General features: G+C 72.7%; 15 protein-coding genes and 1 tRNA gene. 6 read left to right on the forward strand and 10 right to left on the reverse strand.

Going from position 1 to position 17,051, the window contains the following annotated elements:
* Positions 1 to 63: 63 nt before the first annotated feature.
* Positions 64 to 957 (reverse strand): glycoside hydrolase family 16 protein, encoded by an 894-nt coding sequence (locus tag Aru02nite_RS11675; RefSeq protein WP_203657455.1) that lies wholly within the window; start codon positions 955 to 957, stop codon positions 64 to 66.
* Positions 958 to 1,172: 215 nt separating this feature from the next.
* Here Aru02nite_RS11675 and Aru02nite_RS11680 point away from each other — a divergent pair, with 215 nt between their 5' ends.
* Complete coding sequence (locus Aru02nite_RS11680; protein ID WP_203657456.1) at positions 1,173 to 1,904, forward strand: NAD-dependent epimerase/dehydratase family protein; 732 nt, start codon at positions 1,173 to 1,175, stop codon at positions 1,902 to 1,904.
* Here the strand turns inward: Aru02nite_RS11680 and Aru02nite_RS11685 are convergent.
* Positions 1,901 to 2,317 (reverse strand): DUF5655 domain-containing protein, encoded by a 417-nt coding sequence (locus tag Aru02nite_RS11685; protein ID WP_203657457.1) that lies wholly within the window; start codon positions 2,315 to 2,317, stop codon positions 1,901 to 1,903. The two genes, Aru02nite_RS11680 and Aru02nite_RS11685, sit on opposite strands and share 4 nt — an antisense overlap.
* A complete protein-coding gene (locus Aru02nite_RS11690; protein WP_203657458.1) occupies positions 2,317 to 4,236 on the reverse strand; it encodes a DUF5107 domain-containing protein in 1,920 nt (639 codons plus the stop codon). Before Aru02nite_RS11690 ends, Aru02nite_RS11685 begins: the two co-directional genes overlap by 1 nt.
* 320 nt (positions 4,237 to 4,556) lie before the next feature.
* On the opposite strand from Aru02nite_RS11690, the gene Aru02nite_RS11695 reads away from it, so the two are divergent.
* A complete protein-coding gene (locus tag Aru02nite_RS11695) occupies positions 4,557 to 6,137 on the forward strand; it encodes an RNA polymerase sigma factor (RefSeq protein ID WP_203657459.1) in 1,581 nt (526 codons plus the stop codon).
* Positions 6,138 to 6,252: 115 nt separating this feature from the next.
* Positions 6,253 to 6,732, forward strand: a complete 480-nt coding sequence (locus tag Aru02nite_RS11700) for a DUF4231 domain-containing protein (protein ID WP_203657460.1) — start codon at positions 6,253 to 6,255, stop codon at positions 6,730 to 6,732.
* Between the two features lie 439 nt (positions 6,733 to 7,171).
* Here the strand turns inward: Aru02nite_RS11700 and Aru02nite_RS11705 are convergent, their stop codons facing one another.
* Positions 7,172 to 7,702: a TIGR03086 family metal-binding protein gene (locus Aru02nite_RS11705; RefSeq protein ID WP_203657461.1), complete on the reverse strand. Its 531-nt coding sequence runs from the start codon at positions 7,700 to 7,702 to the stop codon at positions 7,172 to 7,174.
* A 429-nt stretch (positions 7,703 to 8,131) separates the two neighbouring features.
* A tRNA-Asn gene (locus Aru02nite_RS11710) sits at positions 8,132 to 8,204 on the reverse strand.
* 193 nt (positions 8,205 to 8,397) lie between these two features.
* Between Aru02nite_RS11710 and Aru02nite_RS11715 the strand changes: the two genes are divergently transcribed.
* Positions 8,398 to 8,721, forward strand: a complete 324-nt coding sequence (locus tag Aru02nite_RS11715) for a hypothetical protein (protein WP_203657462.1) — start codon at positions 8,398 to 8,400, stop codon at positions 8,719 to 8,721.
* A 297-nt stretch (positions 8,722 to 9,018) separates the two neighbouring features.
* Here the strand turns inward: Aru02nite_RS11715 and Aru02nite_RS11720 are convergent, their stop codons facing one another.
* Genes Aru02nite_RS11720 through Aru02nite_RS11730 form a run of 3 tightly spaced genes read right to left on the reverse strand, consistent with a single transcriptional unit; the run spans position 9,019 to position 11,546 of the window.
* Positions 9,019 to 9,810: an ABC transporter permease gene (locus Aru02nite_RS11720; RefSeq protein WP_203657463.1), complete on the reverse strand. Its 792-nt coding sequence runs from the start codon at positions 9,808 to 9,810 to the stop codon at positions 9,019 to 9,021.
* Positions 9,811 to 10,599, reverse strand: a complete 789-nt coding sequence (locus tag Aru02nite_RS11725) for an ABC transporter permease (RefSeq protein WP_203657464.1) — start codon at positions 10,597 to 10,599, stop codon at positions 9,811 to 9,813.
* Complete coding sequence (locus Aru02nite_RS11730) at positions 10,599 to 11,546, reverse strand: ABC transporter ATP-binding protein (RefSeq protein WP_239076615.1); 948 nt, start codon at positions 11,544 to 11,546, stop codon at positions 10,599 to 10,601. The genes Aru02nite_RS11725 and Aru02nite_RS11730 overlap by 1 nt, the downstream gene beginning before the upstream one ends.
* A gap of 82 nt (positions 11,547 to 11,628) precedes the next feature.
* Here Aru02nite_RS11730 and Aru02nite_RS11735 point away from each other — a divergent pair, with 82 nt between their 5' ends.
* Together Aru02nite_RS11735 and Aru02nite_RS11740 are read left to right on the forward strand one after the other, a co-directional pair.
* Entirely contained in the window at positions 11,629 to 12,624 is a 996-nt protein-coding gene (locus tag Aru02nite_RS11735) for an Acg family FMN-binding oxidoreductase (RefSeq protein WP_203657466.1), read from the forward strand.
* Between the two features lie 64 nt (positions 12,625 to 12,688).
* Positions 12,689 to 13,534, forward strand: a complete 846-nt coding sequence (locus Aru02nite_RS11740; protein WP_203657467.1) for a PhzF family phenazine biosynthesis isomerase — start codon at positions 12,689 to 12,691, stop codon at positions 13,532 to 13,534.
* A gap of 128 nt (positions 13,535 to 13,662) precedes the next feature.
* Here Aru02nite_RS11740 and Aru02nite_RS11745 read toward each other — a convergent pair whose 3' ends face one another.
* Together Aru02nite_RS11745 and dnaG are read right to left on the reverse strand one after the other, a co-directional pair.
* Positions 13,663 to 14,187, reverse strand: a complete 525-nt coding sequence (locus Aru02nite_RS11745; protein WP_203657571.1) for a hypothetical protein — start codon at positions 14,185 to 14,187, stop codon at positions 13,663 to 13,665.
* 8 nt (positions 14,188 to 14,195) lie between these two features.
* Complete coding sequence (dnaG, locus tag Aru02nite_RS11750; RefSeq protein ID WP_239076616.1) at positions 14,196 to 17,012, reverse strand: DNA primase; 2,817 nt, start codon at positions 17,010 to 17,012, stop codon at positions 14,196 to 14,198.
* Positions 17,013 to 17,051 lie beyond the last annotated feature (39 nt).

A 17,051-nucleotide genomic window follows, 5' to 3' on the forward strand; every position in this document is an offset into this window, starting at 1 on the left:
GGCGCCGGTACCCCGGGGTGACGGGGCCGGTGGACCGCCCCACCGCGATCCACCGGCCGGCTTTCACTGGTGGTACACGGTGACCGCGTCGACGGACATGGTGGCCTGGTCGACGTCGCCGGCCGGGCTGGGGTGACCGTCGTCGGTGCCGCCGGCGGTGCGGTCGTTGACCGACAGGTTCACGATGAGCGCCGCGCCGTCGGACGTGAAACCGGTGTGGTCACCGGCGATCCGCTGCCCGTCGAGGTAGAAGTCGACGCGGTCGGACCCGAGGTACGCGCCGTACGTGTGGTAGCCGGCGGACAGGTCGGTGCCGGCGTCCCACCAGCAGTAGTCCTGGTCCACCTGCGGGCGGCCGACCTCGTCGGTCGTCGGGTTGTCCGGGTGGTACTCGACCGCGTCGACCTCCGGGTCCGGCCCGTTCCAGGTCCAGAAGCCGGGCCACATGCCGACGGTGCCGGACAGCTTCGCGGTCATCTCGACGTAGTCGCCGGGCCGCACCCACGCGCCGTTCTTCGGCGCCCCGCCGTTGCTGGTCGAGCCTGTCGTGACCAGCCCCGAGGTCCAGGAGTACTTCGGGTTGTCGGCGGGCCACGCCTGGCGCTTGGCGGTGATGACGAGCTTGCCGCCGGAGACGGCGAGGTTCCGCGGCAGGTTGTACTCGGACTTGTGGTCGCTGCCGTGCGGGTTGCCGGCCTGGCCGCGGCCGCCGTCGTAGTACGCGCTGGTGTCGGTGGCCCACCTGGTCGTGTCGAGCGTGTCGCCGTCGAACGTGTCCTGCCAGGTCGCGTGCCAGGTACCGGGCGGGGTCGTCGCGGCGGGCCGGGTCCGGGCCGCGGCGGTGCCGCCGGTGCAGCTCGGGCCCTGGCCGGACGACGCGGCGGCCGGTCCGGCGACGACGGTGACACCGGCCGCGAGGGCGGCGGCCAGCGCGAGCCGGGTGACACGATGTCTCATCCGTACTCCTGAGGGTGGGCACGGTGCGGTCGCACCGGGCACGAAGGGGTAGTTTCCGGTAAATGCCGGAAACCGCCCAAACAGTACCTGATGCGGCGCGGCTGCGGGCGCCGGCCGTCGCGTTCTGGTACAACGACACGACGGTGCGCGGGACTCGGCTTCGCCTGCGGCGAGCGCGATCCGCCGCACCGACCCCTTCGTGAGAGGTGACTGCGGTGACGGTTCTGGTCACGGGCGGGGCCGGCAACGTCGCCCGGATGCTCGTGCCGTACCTGGCGGATCTGCGCGTGCGGTGGACCGACCGGGTCGCGGCCGACGGCGACACGGTCGTCGGTGACCTGACCGACCCGGCGTTCGTCGCGTCGGTGACCGACGGGGTGTCGGCGATCGTGCACCTGGCCGCCGTCGCCCACCCGGCGTCGCGCTGGGACGAGCTGGCCGGGCCGAACCTGACCGCGCTCGGCACGCTGCTCGCCGCCGCGGAGGAGCACCGCGTACCGCGGCTGGTACTGGCGAGCAGCGTGCACGCGATGGGCGCGTACCTGCACGCCGGGCGTACGCCGATCGACGAGACGTGGGTGCCCGCGCCGTGCTGCCGGTACGGGTCGACGAAGGCGTTCGCGGAGTCGGCCGGGCGGGCGCACGCGTACCGGACGGGGGCGTCGGTGGTGTGCCTGCGGTTCGGCGGGGTGCAGCGGGAGCCGTTCACGCTTGGCATGCGACCGACGTGGCTCGGCCCGGACGATCTCGGCGCGCTGGTGCGCGGCGCGCTCACCGCCGACGTCGGCTACGGCGTGTACCACGGGGTCTCGGCCGGCTCCCGGTCCTGGTCGACCGCGCGGGCCACCGCCGAGCTGGGCTACGTGCCGAGTCTCGACCCCGACGCGTACCCGGTGAGCGACGACGCCGCCTCGACGCTCTGCGCCCCGGACCAGCGGTACGCCTAGTCCGACGCGTACAGGTACGCCTCGGCCAGCCAGCCGCGCAACTCATCGTCCACATCGGACGGTCCGGTCAGCCGCACCACGTTCGCGGTACGGTCGGCCGACATCCGCAGCACCCGGGTCACGCGGGGATGCCCGAGCCGGCGCGGGAGTACCAGGTAGAGGGCGAGCCAGCGGGACATCGGGCGCAGCTCGGCCAGCGTGCGCCGGCTCTTGAGGAACACGCCGACCCGCACCACGTCGGCGTACACGTCACCGAGGGTCCGCAGGAACCGCAGCACCTCCTCGTACGCGGCGCGCTGGCCCGGCGGCCGTCCCGCGAACGTCTCCTCGACGGTGCAGCCCGGCACGCACAGGTGGCCGCGCCCCGGCCGGTCGAACTCCCGTCCGCACTCGGGGCACGGCCACCGGTCCATCAGTGCATCCGGAAGTCGTACTCCGCCGGAACGGCCTCGTTGGGGAACGCGGCGGACCACAGCGCGTCGAGGCTGGTCTCACCCTCGCGCAGGTCGTCGACGACGAGCCCGGCGGACAGCACGTCCCGAGCCCGCGACGGTACGCCGGCGGCCAGCGCGGCGCGCACCTCCAGCAGCCGGACCCGCCCGTGCGTACGCAGGGCCGGCGGGGCGGCGTCGATCAGCGCGAGGCAGTCGGCGGGCCGGTCCGCGGCGAGCAGCGCGTCGCCGGCCTCCACCGCGAGCTGCCGGCAGTCCGGCACCATCCGGTACGCCTCGGCCAGCCGGTCGGCCGCCTCCCGCCGCCGCCCGGCCGCCCCGTCGAGCAGCGCCAGACCGCGCAGCGCCCACGCGGACGGCTTGTGTGCCAACGATTCCCGGTAGTCCGCGGCGGCCGACACGACCTCGCCGCACTGGTGCGCCAGCACCGCCCGGTGGTACGCGGCGAGCCAGCCACCGCCGGCGAGCCGGGCCAGCCAGTCGCCCTCGCTGCCGCCACCGCCCACATAGGACGGTGGCGGGGTGTCCGGGGTCAGGTCGGGCAGCGTGCCGTCGCGCAGCAGCGCGGTCCACGGCTCCTGCTCGGGACCGAGCGTGTCCGCACCGAACGGGGTACCTGTCTCGTCGCACCAGCCGAGCCCGGACGCGGTGCGGCGCAGGCGTTCCAGCGCGCCCCAGCCGGTACCGGCGAACAGCGCCGCGTCCGGCGCCCGGTCGGCGACGCGGTCCGCCTCGGCCAGCTCCGCGTCGAGCGCGGCCGGCGCCGGCAGCAGACCGTCCACATGGGACACCGCCGCCGCCCAGTCGCCGTGCGCGACCACCGGGTCCACCCGCGCCGGCCCGTACGTCTCCAGCCAGCTCCACGCGGCACCGCCCGGCATCGGCAGGTGCTCGTACTGCGTGGCGGCCAGCCCGGCCTGGATCTCCGCGTACCCGGAGTTGCCGGGGCTGAGCCAGTCGACCCAGTGCCGGCCGCCGGTCGAGGCGCCCCACACGAACAGCTTGCGCCCGCGCAGCCGCGCCGTGGACGTCTGCACCAGCCCGTGCCCGGCCTCGTCGACCGCGGCGATCCACGGCCGCTGCGGCGTACCGGTGTCGAAGAAGTAGTCCGCGGCGTGCAGGTTGCGCGGCGGGTACGAGCGGTCGACGCCGTCCTGCACCGGCACCGGCCGCGCCGACACCGACCCGTCGTACGCGGTGCAGAACGCGCGCGCCGCCGGGGCCAGCACCCGCACCTCCTCCGGTACGGCGGTGTTGGACCACCAGTACATGGGGATCTCGTCCGGGGTGGTGTTGCGGATCCGCACGTACACGCGCAGCGCGTCGGCGCCGTCCGGCAGCCACGCGTCGACCTGGAACACCGCGCCGCGCAGCCGCTCGTACTCCCACATGCGCAGCACCGGGACGCCGTCCGGCCGGGTGACCACCGCGGCGTGCAGCGGGGCGCAGGTGGTCGGCGAGTGACCGCGGGTGCCGATGTTCCACTCCACGCCACCGGCGAACCACGCGTTGCGCAGGGCCAGGTTGGCGGGTTGCAGCACCGGGTTGCGGTAGAGCAGCTCCCGCCCGGTACGCAGGTCGGTCAGCGACAGCAGCCGGCCGCCCCAGCCGGGCGCGAACTCCGCCCGGAGGATCCCGTTGTCGACCACCGCCGTGGTCAGCGCCGTCGTGACCCGCCGCCGCCCGTACCCGTCCTGCACCAGGTACGGCAGCAGCGTGCGCGGGTATCCGTACGCCGCGTTGCGGACGATCTCGTCCGGCAGGTCACCACCGGCCAGCTCGTACGGCGCGGCGGGCGGTCCGGCGAGCGGCGGGAGCGGATCGACCGGGCCCAGCTCGGCCACCGGCAGGTCCCGCGACGTGATCCGCACCGTACTCACGACGACCACCCTAGCCAGCCGCCCGCGCCCGCACCGCCGTCCCGCCGTACCCGGGTGACGACCGCTCAGGTACCCGTCGCGGCACCTCCACCGACCGGCCGGGTGTCCCCAGTACGGACGACCGATGACGCCCCGGTGACCGCCGTACGGCAGGCCGGCGCGGCGCCACGGGCTGCGTCGACGGGCCGTCGCGCCACCACCTCGTTATACTTCACGCCGGTCCCCGCGGTGGCGCACCGCGAAGCCAGTGGCCCTGCTGGAGAACGCGACCGGTGGTCACCAGCCCGGGTGGTGTTCTCGTCTTCTCTGGAAGGTCGTTTGTGTCCGAAGCCGCTTCCTCCGCCGGTTCCGACGTCCGTGCCGTCACCGACGCCCTCGTCGCCCAGGCCGACGCCTCCGGCCACCTCACCTCCGCGGACCTCGCGCGGGTGCTGGCCGCCGCCGAGGTGACCCCGGCCCAGGGTCGCAAGATCCTCAAGGCCCTCGCCCAGTCGGGTGTGACGGTGGTTGTCGACGGATCGGCCGGCACCACCAAGCGCCGCCGGGCCGCCGCCCCCAAGGCGCCGACGCCGGCGCGTCCGGCGACGACCACCCGCTCCACCCCCGCGGCCAAGCCGACCAACGCCGCCAAGATCACCGAGCCGGTACCGGCCGAGGAGCCGCCCGCCGCCGCGGCGCCGGCGTCCGCCCCGGCCGCCGCGCCGAAGGCTCCCGCGGCGAAGCCGGCCGTCAAGAAGGCCGCCCCAGCCAAGAAGGCCGCCCCGGCCGCCGAGCCCGCCGACGAGGCCGAGGCCGAGGCGCCCGCCGCCGCACCGGCGCGCAAGGCTGCGGCGAAGAAGACCACGAAGAAGGCCGCCGCGAAGAAGACGGCCGGGCGTACGAAGAAGGACGGCGACGAGGACGGGCCGGGCGACGACTTCGACTGGGACGACGAGGAGTCGGAGGCCCTGCGGCAGGCCCGCAAGGACGCCGAGCTGACCACCTCCGCCGACTCCGTCCGGGCGTACCTGAAGCAGATCGGTCGGGTGCCGCTGCTGAACGCCGAGCAGGAGGTCGAGCTCGCCAAGCGCATCGAGGCCGGGCTGTACGCCTCCGAGCTGCTCCGCCAGAAGGAGGAGGCCGGCGAGGAGGTCCCGCTGGAGCTGCGGCGCGAGCTGCGGCAGATCGAGCGGGACGGGGTCCGCGCCAAGGACCACCTGCTGGAGGCCAACCTGCGGCTCGTCGTGTCCATCGCGAAGCGGTACACGGGGCGCGGCATGGCCTTCCTCGACCTGATCCAGGACGGAAACCTCGGCCTGGTCCGCGCGGTCGAGAAGTTCGACTACACCAAGGGCTTCAAGTTCTCGACGTACGCGACGTGGTGGATCCGGCAGGCCATCACCCGCGCCATGGCCGACCAGGCACGTACGATCCGCATCCCGGTGCACATGGTCGAGGTCATCAACAAGCTGGGCCGGCTCCAGCGCGAACTCCTCCAGTCGATGGGCCGCGAGCCCACCCCCGAGGAGCTGGCGAAGGAAATGGACATCACCCCCGAGAAGGTGATGGAGATCCAGCAGTACGCGCGGGAGCCCATCTCGCTCGACCAGACCATCGGCGACGAGGGCGACAGCCAGCTCGGCGACTTCATCGAGGACTCCGAGGCGGTGTCCGCCGTCGAGGCGGTCTCCTTCTCCCTCTTCCAGAACGAGCTGCAGCAGGTCCTCGGCACCCTGTCCGAGCGCGAGGCCGGCGTCGTACGGCTGCGGTTCGGGCTGACCGACGGTCAGCCGCGGACGCTCGACGAGATCGGCCAGGCGTTCGGCGTCACCCGCGAGCGCATCCGGCAGATCGAGTCGAAGACGATGTCCAAGCTGCGGCACCCGTCCCGGTCGCAGCTGCTGCGCGATTACCTCGAATAGGCCGCCAGAACGTCAAAAGGGGGTGCGACCGACCGGGCCGCACCCCCTTTCCCGTCGCAGAACCAGAAAATCCACGCACCGGTACGGATTGGCGGCGTCCTGCGACCATGCACGCATGGCGGACGCGACGACGGAGTCGGCGGAGCTCCGGAACCGGGCCATGGCCCACTGGCAGGTCCTGACCCACGACTGGCGCCGGCGCAAGCTGCGCAACCGGATCGCCTGGAAGCTGTTCGGGTACGGCAGTGTCGGGTTTCCCGTCCTCGCCGCGGTCCTGGCCGGCCTCCCCCGTACTCCGAGGTGGTGGATCCTCGCCGTCAGTGCCGCCTCGGCGCTGGCCGCCGGCCTCGTGAACACCATGGGCTGGCACCAGCACTGGAGCCTGTCCCGCGACGTCGAACACCGGCTGCGTACGGAGCGGTTCCTCTTCGAGCAGGGCGCCGGCCGGTACGGCGACGTCACCGGCGACGAGCGAGCGCGCGCCTTCTCCGTACGGATCGCCGAGATCGGCACGACCGCGGACACCGTGTGGGCGGTCCACCTCGTCCGTACCGCGACGGCCCTGAAACCCACGGCCGGCGACCAGGTCGAATAGGCGGCGGCGCGGGGCACCCGGCCGGTGCCGGGCGACGCCGACCGTCCGGGTCGAGGGCCGGGTGGGAGGGCGCGGCGTCAGCCCACAACCCGGACCCGGCTGCTGGTGGCCGCGTACGTCCCGTTGATCGGGATGTCGTCGTCGAGCAGGCCGAACGTGCCGCCGACGTCCTCGTCCGGTTGGCCGTCCTTCCTGAACTCTTGTCCGGCACGATCAGCGGCACGTCGTCCGTCCCGTACGTGTGGAGCAGCTCGGCGGTGGTGTCGTCGTCGGGCAGGAACAGCCCGGCCGGTCCGCGGTACACGTGCTGCGCGGTACGGCCGTGCGGATGCGGGTGGTACCGATGGTGGCGGCGGGCTGGTCGATCGTCCCGTGCGGCTCCCCGACGGTGCCGGGCTCGACCATCCGGCGCGGGCCGTCCATGACCGCCGGGAGCAGATCAGGACGTCGGCCAGCCCGGCCTCCTACCCATGCGTACGAGGAGACGGTCCTGTTCTGTGGCGCCATCCGTCGGCGGTTTCGGGGCAGCGGCGAAGAATCGGTGCGTCGACGCGTCGTCCACGGGAGTCTCGGCAAGACCGGCGTAGATCGTAGAGATCTCCTGGTTGATCCAGCAGACCAGCTCGTGATCGAGGACGTCATCGACCCGCACGGCCCGTGCGAGATCCCAGGTGTGAACGACGGTATCCGTGGTGCGTACCGCGAGCAGCTGCCTGGCGGTGACTCGGCCGAGCGGGTAGTCGAGAACCTTGTGCAGTGCGCCAGGCTCGGCAAACGCTTCCGCGCACTCGTGTGCCGACTGGGTGAAAGCAGCCATCGGGTCGGTCCCCAGCGCGTCGACGTTCCGCAGCCGCAGGAACTCGGCGGCCGTACTTCCGCGAAGCAGGCCGACGTAGTTGATGTTGCCTCGCGTCACGTGGTTCACCAGCGCGCGCACGCTCCAGTCGGTGCACGGGTCGACCAGTCCCACTGTCCAGACCCCACCCTGGTCAGGACGTTCCTGAACCCGGCGCTGGCGAGGACGAACTTGTCGATGACTCCTTCGAGCGCCATACGCAGATCTTGAATGCCCCATCGTTGTAACGCTGGCGGCTAACGGACGCGAAGCTGCGCTTCCCGGCGGTGCGTGACGGAGATGCGAGCGGCAGGTCGGCTGACCTTTGACCAGCAGGGCACCCGGCCACGGCTAGGCTGCGACGGGCACGCCCGGATCGCCCGTTCGGCCCGGTCTCTGGCACAGATCCCGCCACGGGCACGCCGCGGCAGGTGTCGCCGTGTCGCAGGTGCCGCCGCCGGAGTCTGCGCCGCACGGGCCGGATCGGGCAGCCCTCGAAAACGAGGATGGGACTGGGTTTGCTCGTGAACGTGATCGGCTGCAAGCCGGCGAGCTGAGGGAAAGCTCCCGCGCTTGGACTCGAACCAAGAACCTGCCGGTTAACAGCCGGCTGCTCTGCCAATTGAGCTACGCGGGATCGGGTTGGCCCGCATGGGGCGAACCGACGCGGGTAAGAGTACATGAGGGGTTGCGCTGGTGACACAGGGGATCCCCGTCCCACGGCCGAGGGGTTCGCCTCGCTTTGGTCACTCTGAGCGGGCAGGATGGAACGCGCGGCGAGCGCCGGCCGGGCGACGCGCCGGAGACGTGCCAACTGAGGGGAGTCGGACATGCGCGCCAAGTGGGTCTTCCTGGCCGGACTGGGTGTCGGGTACGTGCTGGGCAGCCGGGCCGGACGGGAGCGGTACGAGCAGATCGTGGCGGCGGCCCGCCGGGTGAAGGACAACCCGACGCTGCAGGAGGCCGCCGGGGTCGTACAGGCGCAGGCGGGTCGGTTGGCGACGACCGGCAAGGACGCGCTCGGCGACCGGATCGCCGACACGAAGCTGGGCCAGACGAGGATCGCGGAGCGGCTGTTCGGCACCGCGCCGTACGAGCCGGAGCCCGCGGACCAGGGCCACCATCACCGCCGCAACGGCGTCAGCCACAGCTAGGGCTTTCCGCCCCGCGGCGGACTTGGTTCGACCGCGGGGCAAGGGAACGCCCACCGCACCCACCGCCCCCCGGCCGGCACTGAGCGGGCGGCCGGCACTGAGCGGGCGGCCGGGGCTGAGCGGTCCGCGGCAACCACCGCCGGCGGAGCACCGGCAGTACCACCGCATCACGACCGCGGCACCGACACGGCCCGCGGTACCGACGGCCCGGCCGGGTGCTGAGCGTCCGGCAACCAGCGCCGGCCGACACGGATGCCATGGCTGGGCAGCACCACCGCGGGACCACGGGCGAGCCGGTCAGGTCAGGAGGAGGCGGGCCATGCGGCGGGCGGCGATCCACAGGCCGAGCACGACGCAGACCACCAGGTACGCGACGTGGCCGAGCGCGCCGAGGTCCGGGCTGCCGGTGGTGAGGGAGCGGGTGAGGGCGACCCCGTGGTACAGCGGGGTCAGTTCGACGAGCGGCCGCACCCACGCCGGGTACGCGGACAGGGGCGTGAACGTACCGGCGAACATGAACATCACCATCATGATCACGACGACGTAGTCGAAGTCCTGCCAGCTGCGCAGGAACGTCGTGAGCGCCATGCCGAGGGCGGCGAACGCGAACCCGATCAGCAGCGCGGCCGGCCAGGCCAGGACCGCCCACCAGGACGGGGTGAGGCCGAGGACGGCCATCACGCCGAGGAACGCGGCGGAGTAGAGGCCGCTGCGGGCGAGGCACCAGCCGATCTCGCCGAGCGCGAGTTCGGTGGGCGTGACGGGGGTGGCGAGGACGGCGTCGTACAGCCGCATGTACTTGAGCTTGCCGAAGACGTTGAACGTGGTCTCGGTGAGCGCCGCGTTCATGGCCTGCACGGCGAGCATCGCGGGCGCCACGAACACCGGGTACGGCACGGTCCCGCCGCCGGGCGCGGGGACGCTGCCGACGAGGTGACCGAGCCCGATGCCGAGGGCCAGCAGGTACAGGAAGGGCTCGAAGAAGCCGGACAGCAGCACGATCCAGCCGCGCCGGTGGACGAGGACGTTGCGTTCGACGACGGCGCCGGCCCGGCGCGGGTCGACCCGCAGCAGCAGCGTGCTCAGCACCTAGACCACCAACCGTCGTCGGAACGTGCGGGCGGCGAGCGCGAAGCCCACGCCCGCCCAGACCGCCAGGTACGCCAGGTGGCCGAGCGCCGGCCACGGGTGCAGCGTGCCGAGGGTCAGGCCGCGGCACAGCTCGACCCCGTGCCACAGCGGCGACAGGTACGCCAGCGGCCGGACCGGCGCCGGCAGCTGCGACACCGGGAAGAACACGCCGGAGAACAGCTGCACCGGGATCACCGCGAACCGTTGCAGCACCGAGAAACCCTGCGCCGAGGACTGCGTCGCGGTGAACGCGAACGTCGGCGCCGCGCACGCCAGCGCGATCAGCCCCCCGACGGGGACGACCGCCACCGCCCACGGCGAGTGGACCGTGCCGAACGCGGCCATCACCGCCAGGAACACCACCACCGCCACCAGCGCCCGGAACACCACGAACGCCAGCTGCCCGAGCAGCAGGTCCACCACGCGCAGCGGCGTCGCCAGCATCGCCTCGTACGTGCGGTCCCACTCGAACTGCGAGAACACCCGGTACGTGGACTCCTCGACGCCGATGGTCAGCGCCGTCGTGGCGAGCACACCGGGCGCCAGGAAGCTCAGGTACGCGACGCCGAGGTGGTGGCCGCGGTCGACGTAGCCGCCGACGCCGAGGCCGATGCCGGCCAGGTAGATCACCGGCAGCAGGAAGCTGGAGAACACGGTCGCACGCCACGTCCGCCGATACCCCACCAGGTGGTACGCCAGCACGTGCGCGGCCCTGCCCCGCGGCACCGCCCGTACGGTCGTGGCCATCAGTCCACCAACGTGCGGCCGGTGAGGCGGAGGAACACGTCCTCCAGGCTGCTGCGGCGTACCAGAACGGACATGGGCTCGACGCCGCGGTCGGTGACGGCGGTGACGGTGGCGTCGCCGTCGGCGGTGTAGAGCAGCAGCCGGTCCGGCAGCACCTCGACGCGGTCGGCCAGCCCGGTCAGCGTGTCGGCGATGTCCCGGCCGCGCGCGCCGTCCAGGTCGGCGAGGTCGAACCGCAGCTCGACGACCTCGCGCGTGGAGAAGCGCGCGATGAGGGCGGACGGGGAGCCCTCGGCGACGATCCGGCCGCCGTCCATCACGACCAGCCGGTCGCAGAGCTGCTCGGCCTCGTCCATGTAGTGCGTGGTCAGCACGAGGGTGACGCCGCGCTGCTTCAACCGGTACAGCCGCTCCCAGACCAGGTGACGCGCCTGCGGGTCGAGGCCGGTGGTCGGCTCGTCGAGCAGCACCAGCTCCGGCTCGTTCACCAGCGAACGGGCGATCGTCAGCCGCCGCTTCATGCCGCCCGACAGCGGCTCCACCCGGTCCCCCGCCCGGTCCGCCAGCTGTACGAAGTCCAGCAGCTCGGCCGCGCGGCGCTGCGCCACCGCGCGCGGAATGCCGAAGTAGCGTGCGTAGATCGTGAGGTTCTCCAGCACCGTCAGCTCGACGTCCAGACTGTCCTGTTGCGGGACGACGCCGAGCCGGGCGCGGATCTGCGGGCCGTGGCTGGCGGCGTCCAGCCCGAGGATGCTCAGCCGGCCCTCGGAGGGCGGGGACACGCAGCCGATCATGCGCATCGTCGAACTCTTGCCCGCCCCGTTCGGCCCGAGGAAGCCGAACGCCTCACCCCGCCGTACACCGAGGTCGATGCCGGCGACCGCGGTGAAGTCGCCGAACCGCTTCACCAGCCCGGTCGCCGAGATCAGGTACCCGTCGCCGCCCACGGCCCGGACCCTAGCCCGGGGATACGACGGAACAAAGGCCAATCCGCCGCGGGCCGCCGGGCGCCGTTGATAGCTTGGCCGCATGGTCGAGTCGGCGAGCGACGAAACGGTACTCCGGGAGGCCGTCGCGCTGGCCTCGCTGGCACCGTCGATCCACAACACGCAGCCGTGGCAGTGGATCGTGCACCCCGAACAGGCCGAGCTGTACGCCGACCGGGAACGGCAGCTGACCGCCACCGACCCGGACGGCCGGTCGCTGATGCTCAGCTGCGGGGTGGCGTTGCAGCACGCGCAGGTGGCGCTCGCCGCGGCCGGCCACCCGCCGGAGGTCGAGCGGCTGCCCGACCCCGGCCAGCCCGACCTGCTCGCCCGGATCCGCCTCGGTACGCCCGCGCCGGCCGGCCCCGACCTGGTCCGCGAGTACCAGTCGATGTTGATCCGGCACACCGACCGGCGACCGTTCGCGCCGCAGTACCCGCCGCAGGACGCGCTGGACGAGCTGACCTCGGTCGCCGAGGACGCCGGCGCACACCTCCACCTGGTACGCCCGGACCAGGTCACCCTGGTGAACCTGCTGGTCAGCCGGGCCGGCGGGATCGAGGGCGACGACCCCGAGTACCGGGCGGAGCTGGCCGCCTGGACACACCGCGACTCCGCCGACGGGCTCCCGCCGGACGTGCTGCCCTCCGACGAGCCGCGCCGGGTACCGATCCGCGACTTCACCCCGGACGACGACGCCGAGCCCACCGAGGTACCCGACGCGCCGCCCGTCGCCGACGAGTACGCCCGCTACGCGGTGCTGCACGGGGACCGCGACGACGAACCGCACTGGCTGCGCGGCGGCGAGGCGCTCGGCGCCGTACTGCTCGCCGCGGTCCGGCTCGGCCTCGCCACCTCGCCGTTCTCCGACCCGGTCGAGGTCATGGCCACCCGGGAGAAGCTGGCCCGCGACATCCTGGCCGGCCTGGGCCACCCGTACCTGGTGCTCCGGTTCGGGGTGGCGAGCCCCGAGGCACCGCCCCCACCGCGGACGCCGCGCCGGCCGGCGGACGAGACCACCCGCGTCGAGCCGGAGTGAACCCGGCGAAGATCACCCGCCCGGCCCGTTGTCCGGCCCGCCGCGCGGATGGCAGCGTGGGCGCGTGACCACCGAGATCCTGCGCTACGCGGCGTTCACCGCCGACCCGGCCGGCGGCAACCTGGCCGGCGTCGTCCTCGACGCGTCCGCCCTCGACGACGCCGCCATGCTCGCCATCGCCGCCGACGTCGGCTACTCCGAGACCGCGTTCGTCACCGGCGGCGACCCCGCCACCCGCCGCTACCGCCTCCGGTACTTCAGCCCCCGCGTCGAGGTCGCGTTCTGCGGCCACGCGACCGTCGCGACGGCCGTCGCGCTCGCCGAACGCACCGGACCCGGCGACCTGACCTTCGACACCCCGGCCGGCGAGATCGTCACCGCCACCTCGACCGACGGCACCGGCCCCGCCCGCGCCACCATGACCAGCGTGCCCACCCGCTCCCGCCCCGCCACCGACGACGAACTCGCCGACACCCTGCGCGCCCTGCGCTGGCCCGCCGCCGACCTCGACCCGGCCCTCCCGCCACACGTCGCGTACGGCGGGAACGAGCACCTCGTCCTCGCCGCCGCCGACCGCGCCCGCCTCGCCGACCTCGCGTACGACGTCGACGGACTCACCGACGTCATGACCCGGTACGGCTGGACCACCGTGCACCTCGTCTGGCGCGAGACCGACGAGGTGTACCACGCGCGCGACCCGTTCCCGGTCGGCGGTGTCGTCGAAGACGCCGCCACGGGCGCCGCGGCCGCCGCGTTCGGCGGCTACCTGCGCACCCTCGGCCTCGTACCCGCCGGGCCCGTCACCATCCGGCAGGGCGAGGACATGGGCCGCCCCAGCGAACTCGTCGTCCACGCCGACCCCACCGACCCCCGGGTACGCGTCACCGGCGCCGCCGTCCCCACCGCCTGACCGCACTCTCCCGTACGGCCCGCGCCGCCCCGGCATACCGCGGGTTCCGGTGAGCCGGCCCAGCCACCGCCCGGCGCCACTCCGCTGTGTCGGTGTCGGCGAGCCGGATCCGGTACGGCGGCTCAGGGTCAGCTCGCGGAGGCGGTGGCGCGGGCCTGGGCGAACAGTTCGCCGACGAGGTCGTGGTCCGGGCCGATCACGGCCGTGCCCTCGTCGTACCGCAGCTCCCAGCTCAGGCCGTCCCGCCCCGGTACCCGGCGGGCGACGATCCGGACCCCGCCGTTCGGCAGCTCGTGGTGCGTGGAGTACGCGACGCTGCGGGTGACGCGCACCCGCACCTGGTACGGCAGCTCACCCGGGTCGCCGAGCCGGAAGTGCAGCGGCTCGTCGTCGGCGTACACGTCGGCGGGGGCGTCGGGCGCGCTGCCGGCCTCGCGTACCAGCCGGGCCGGGGTGACGACCAGCTCGCGGCCGGACCACGTCGCCTTGTGGATCTCGTGCCAGCCCAACCGGTCCCGGCCCGGCAGCCACAGGCCACGGTTGGTCGCGATCAGGTACCCCGACTCGTACGGCGCCCACGCCGCCACGTGCTCACCGGACTCGAACTCCCGCTGCGCACCGGCCGGCAGCCGGTGCCGACGGAACCGCGCCAGCAACCCCACTACAGCCCCCCGACCGCCTGCTCGCGCAACCCGCGCGCGTGCTGCTCCAGCGACGCCAGCTCGCCGAACAGCGCCAGGTACTCGTCCTTGCGCTCCACCGGGTTCATCCGCTGCACCTTCGACTTGATGTCCCGGATCCGCCGCTCCACCTCGGGCAGCTGGAGCCGCGCCAACATGATCGACACGTACCGCGGGTCGGGCTCCGCGTCGTACCGCAACGGTTCGACGGCCAGCTCCGACACCAGCGCCTGCGCGGCCAGATCGGCCGTGGCCGACCGTACCTCGTCGATCCAGCCCGGCCCGCCCGCCGTCGCCGCCGCGCCGCCCACCGCCGCGATCGCCTCGCGGATCGCCCGGTGCATCGGGTACCCGTACGGCGTGCCGTCGATCGCGTCGAACAGCGGACCCGCCAGCGCCGGGTACTGCACGGCCAGCTTCAGCGCCTCCCGCTCCACCAGCGCCTGCGGCCCGTCCGGGCGCTGCGCCGGACGCGGACGCGCCGGCGCCTCCGGACGACCCGGCTTCCCGCCCGCGCGCAGCGCGTCGTTGACCGCCCGGCGCGCCTCCTCCACCTCGATACCGATGTGGCCGGCGAGCTTCTGCACGTACCGCGGGCGGAGGTACTCCTCCTTGATCGCGGCGACCATCGGCGCCGCCGACCGCAGCGCGAACGCCTGCCCCTCCGCCGTGTCCAGGTCGTACCGGGAAAGGACGCTGCGCAGCGCGAAGTCGATCAGCGGCTCGGAGTCGGCGACCAGGTCACGCACCGCCGCGTCGCCCTTCGCCAGCCGCAGCTCGCACGGATCCATGTTGTCCGGCCCGATCGCCACGCTCGTGTGCGCCACGAACTTCAGGTCGTCGGCGAACGCCCGCAGCGCCGCCTTCTGCCCCGCCGCGTCCCCGTCGAACGTGAAGATGATCTCGCCGCGGAACTCGTCCGAGTCCATCAACAACCGCCGCAATACGCCGATGTGGTCGTCGCCGAACGACGTGCCGCACGTCGCCACCGCCGTCGGCACCCCCGCCAGGTGACAGGCCATCACGTCCGTGTACCCCTCGACGATGACGACCTTGCCCTGCTTGGCGATCTCCCGCTTCGCCTGGTCGATGCCGTACAGCACGTGGGACTTCTTGTAGATCGGCGTCTCCGGCGTGTTCAGGTACTTCGGGCCGTCGTCGGAGTCGAGCAGCTTCCGCGCGCCGAAGCCGATCACGTCACCCGACAGGTCCCGGATCGGCCACATCAGCCGCCCCCGGAACCGGTCGATCAGGTTGCCCGACCGCGCCTCCCGCACCAGACCCGCCGTGATCAGGTCCTTCGCGTCATACCCCTTGGTACGCAGGTGTCGCGTCAGCGCGTCCCACGAGTCCGGCGCGAAACCGCACTGGTACCGCGCGGCGGCCTCCCGGTCGAACCCGCGCGCCGCCAGGAACTCCCGCGCCACCTGCGCGTCCGGCGCGGCCAGCCGTTCGGCGTAGAACGCGGCGGCGTCGGCGTGCGCGGCGACGAGCACCTTCTTGCTGCCGCCGTCACCGCCCCGCGGGCCGCGCGGGCCGACACCCTCCTCGTACCGCAGGGTGAGGCCGACCATGCCGGCCAGCCGCTCCACCGACTCGGTGAAGCTCAGGTGGTCGACCTCCATGAGGAAGGAGATCGCATCCCCACCTTTCCCGCATCCGAAGCAGTTTCCGGTGAGGATGTTGTCTTCCAGGACGAAAGCGTGCCCGTCCTCGACCTCCGCGCAGAACACTTCTTCGACGCGGTCGGTACGCTCCACCGACTTGACGACCCAGCCGCGGCGGTCGAACTTCTTTTCGGCAGCGTTGAAGCGTTGCCGATGCTCCTCGATGAGGAAGAAGTCCTCGGTCAGGTCGGTGTTCGCGAAGTGGACCCGGTAGAGGCTCGACTCTTCCCGGCCCGGGAACCCGGCGCGACGTTGCTGGGTGATGCCGTACGTCCCGATGCCGAGGCGGGTGCAGAGATCGCGGACGAACTCAAGGTTCGCACGCTTTGCCGAGTTGAGCATGACGGTGCCGTCCGCGGCGACGCAACCATCGGCGGCAAAGTATCCGGCGAGCCAGCCCAGCAGGTACGGCACCGACTCGGTCAGCTCGGGCAGCTTCTTGAAGAAACGCGGAAGGTGGTGGACCAGAATCGCGTTGTCGTGGCCGGCTGCGGCACTCGTGAAGCTGTTCGGGAACCACTTCCGGAGCTGCGCGTCCTTGTCGCCGACGAGCAGGGCCACGGCACCGCTGGAGTTCTCCGTGCCATCGCCGAAAGTGATGCCGTGTGCGATACCGAACGGCGACAGTGTGCTCTGCCGCGAGTGGTTCGGCGGGTACACGTAGGCCAGTCGGTGATCAGGCCGCAGATCAGCGGTCAGCACCTCCCTGCGACTCCTCCGATCCGCACCGGAACGCACGAACCACCGGTGTTCGTCGGTCGCGTAGAGATCCTTCGTCTGGCCATTACGGCCGACCCGCACCCGCCAGAGTCGCTGCGTCCCGTACGACTTGAACGGTGCCTTCACCCATCGCGCCTGCGGCCCGAGCACCTCGTGGACGCCACCGGCGAGGTCTCTGATCTCACGCACACCCTCCCGCGTGAGAACCCGCGTCTCACCCGCGAGGCAGTGATAGAAGCCTCGCTCAGGAGTGACGTTGAAGCTGGGCGACTTCTCCTCGTGGAACGGGCACAGGCCCTTGAGGTTGCCGCCACCGGCCGGGCGCAGCGTCACCTGACCGCCGATCACCTCGACGATCGACACCTTCTCCCGTACCGCGGCGATGTCCGCGGCGACGATCCGACCCGCCATCTGTACCCGGCCACCTCCTCGCGCACCGCCGTCCATCCT

It is taken from the genome of Actinocatenispora rupis (assembly GCF_016861975.1).
Taxonomy (GTDB): domain Bacteria; phylum Actinomycetota; class Actinomycetes; order Mycobacteriales; family Micromonosporaceae; genus Actinocatenispora; species Actinocatenispora rupis.

Bases quoted from the DNA above. Each gene is read 5' to 3' on its own strand.
- Aru02nite_RS11725 (WP_203657464.1), bottom strand. From the start codon at position 10,599: ATGGCCACGACCGTACGGGCGGTGCCGCGGGGCAGGGCCGCGCACGTG.
- Aru02nite_RS11735 (WP_203657466.1), top strand. From the start codon at position 11,629: ATGGTCGAGTCGGCGAGCGACGAAACGGTACTCCGGGAGGCCGTCGCG.
- Aru02nite_RS11700 (WP_203657460.1), top strand. From the start codon at position 6,253: ATGGCGGACGCGACGACGGAGTCGGCGGAGCTCCGGAACCGGGCCATG.
- dnaG (WP_239076616.1), bottom strand. From the start codon at position 17,012: ATGGCGGGTCGGATCGTCGCCGCGGACATCGCCGCGGTACGGGAGAAG.
- Aru02nite_RS11685 (WP_203657457.1), bottom strand. From the start codon at position 2,317: ATGGACCGGTGGCCGTGCCCCGAGTGCGGACGGGAGTTCGACCGGCCG.
- Aru02nite_RS11715 (WP_203657462.1), top strand. From the start codon at position 8,398: ATGCGCGCCAAGTGGGTCTTCCTGGCCGGACTGGGTGTCGGGTACGTG.
- Aru02nite_RS11675 (WP_203657455.1), bottom strand. From the start codon at position 957: ATGAGACATCGTGTCACCCGGCTCGCGCTGGCCGCCGCCCTCGCGGCC.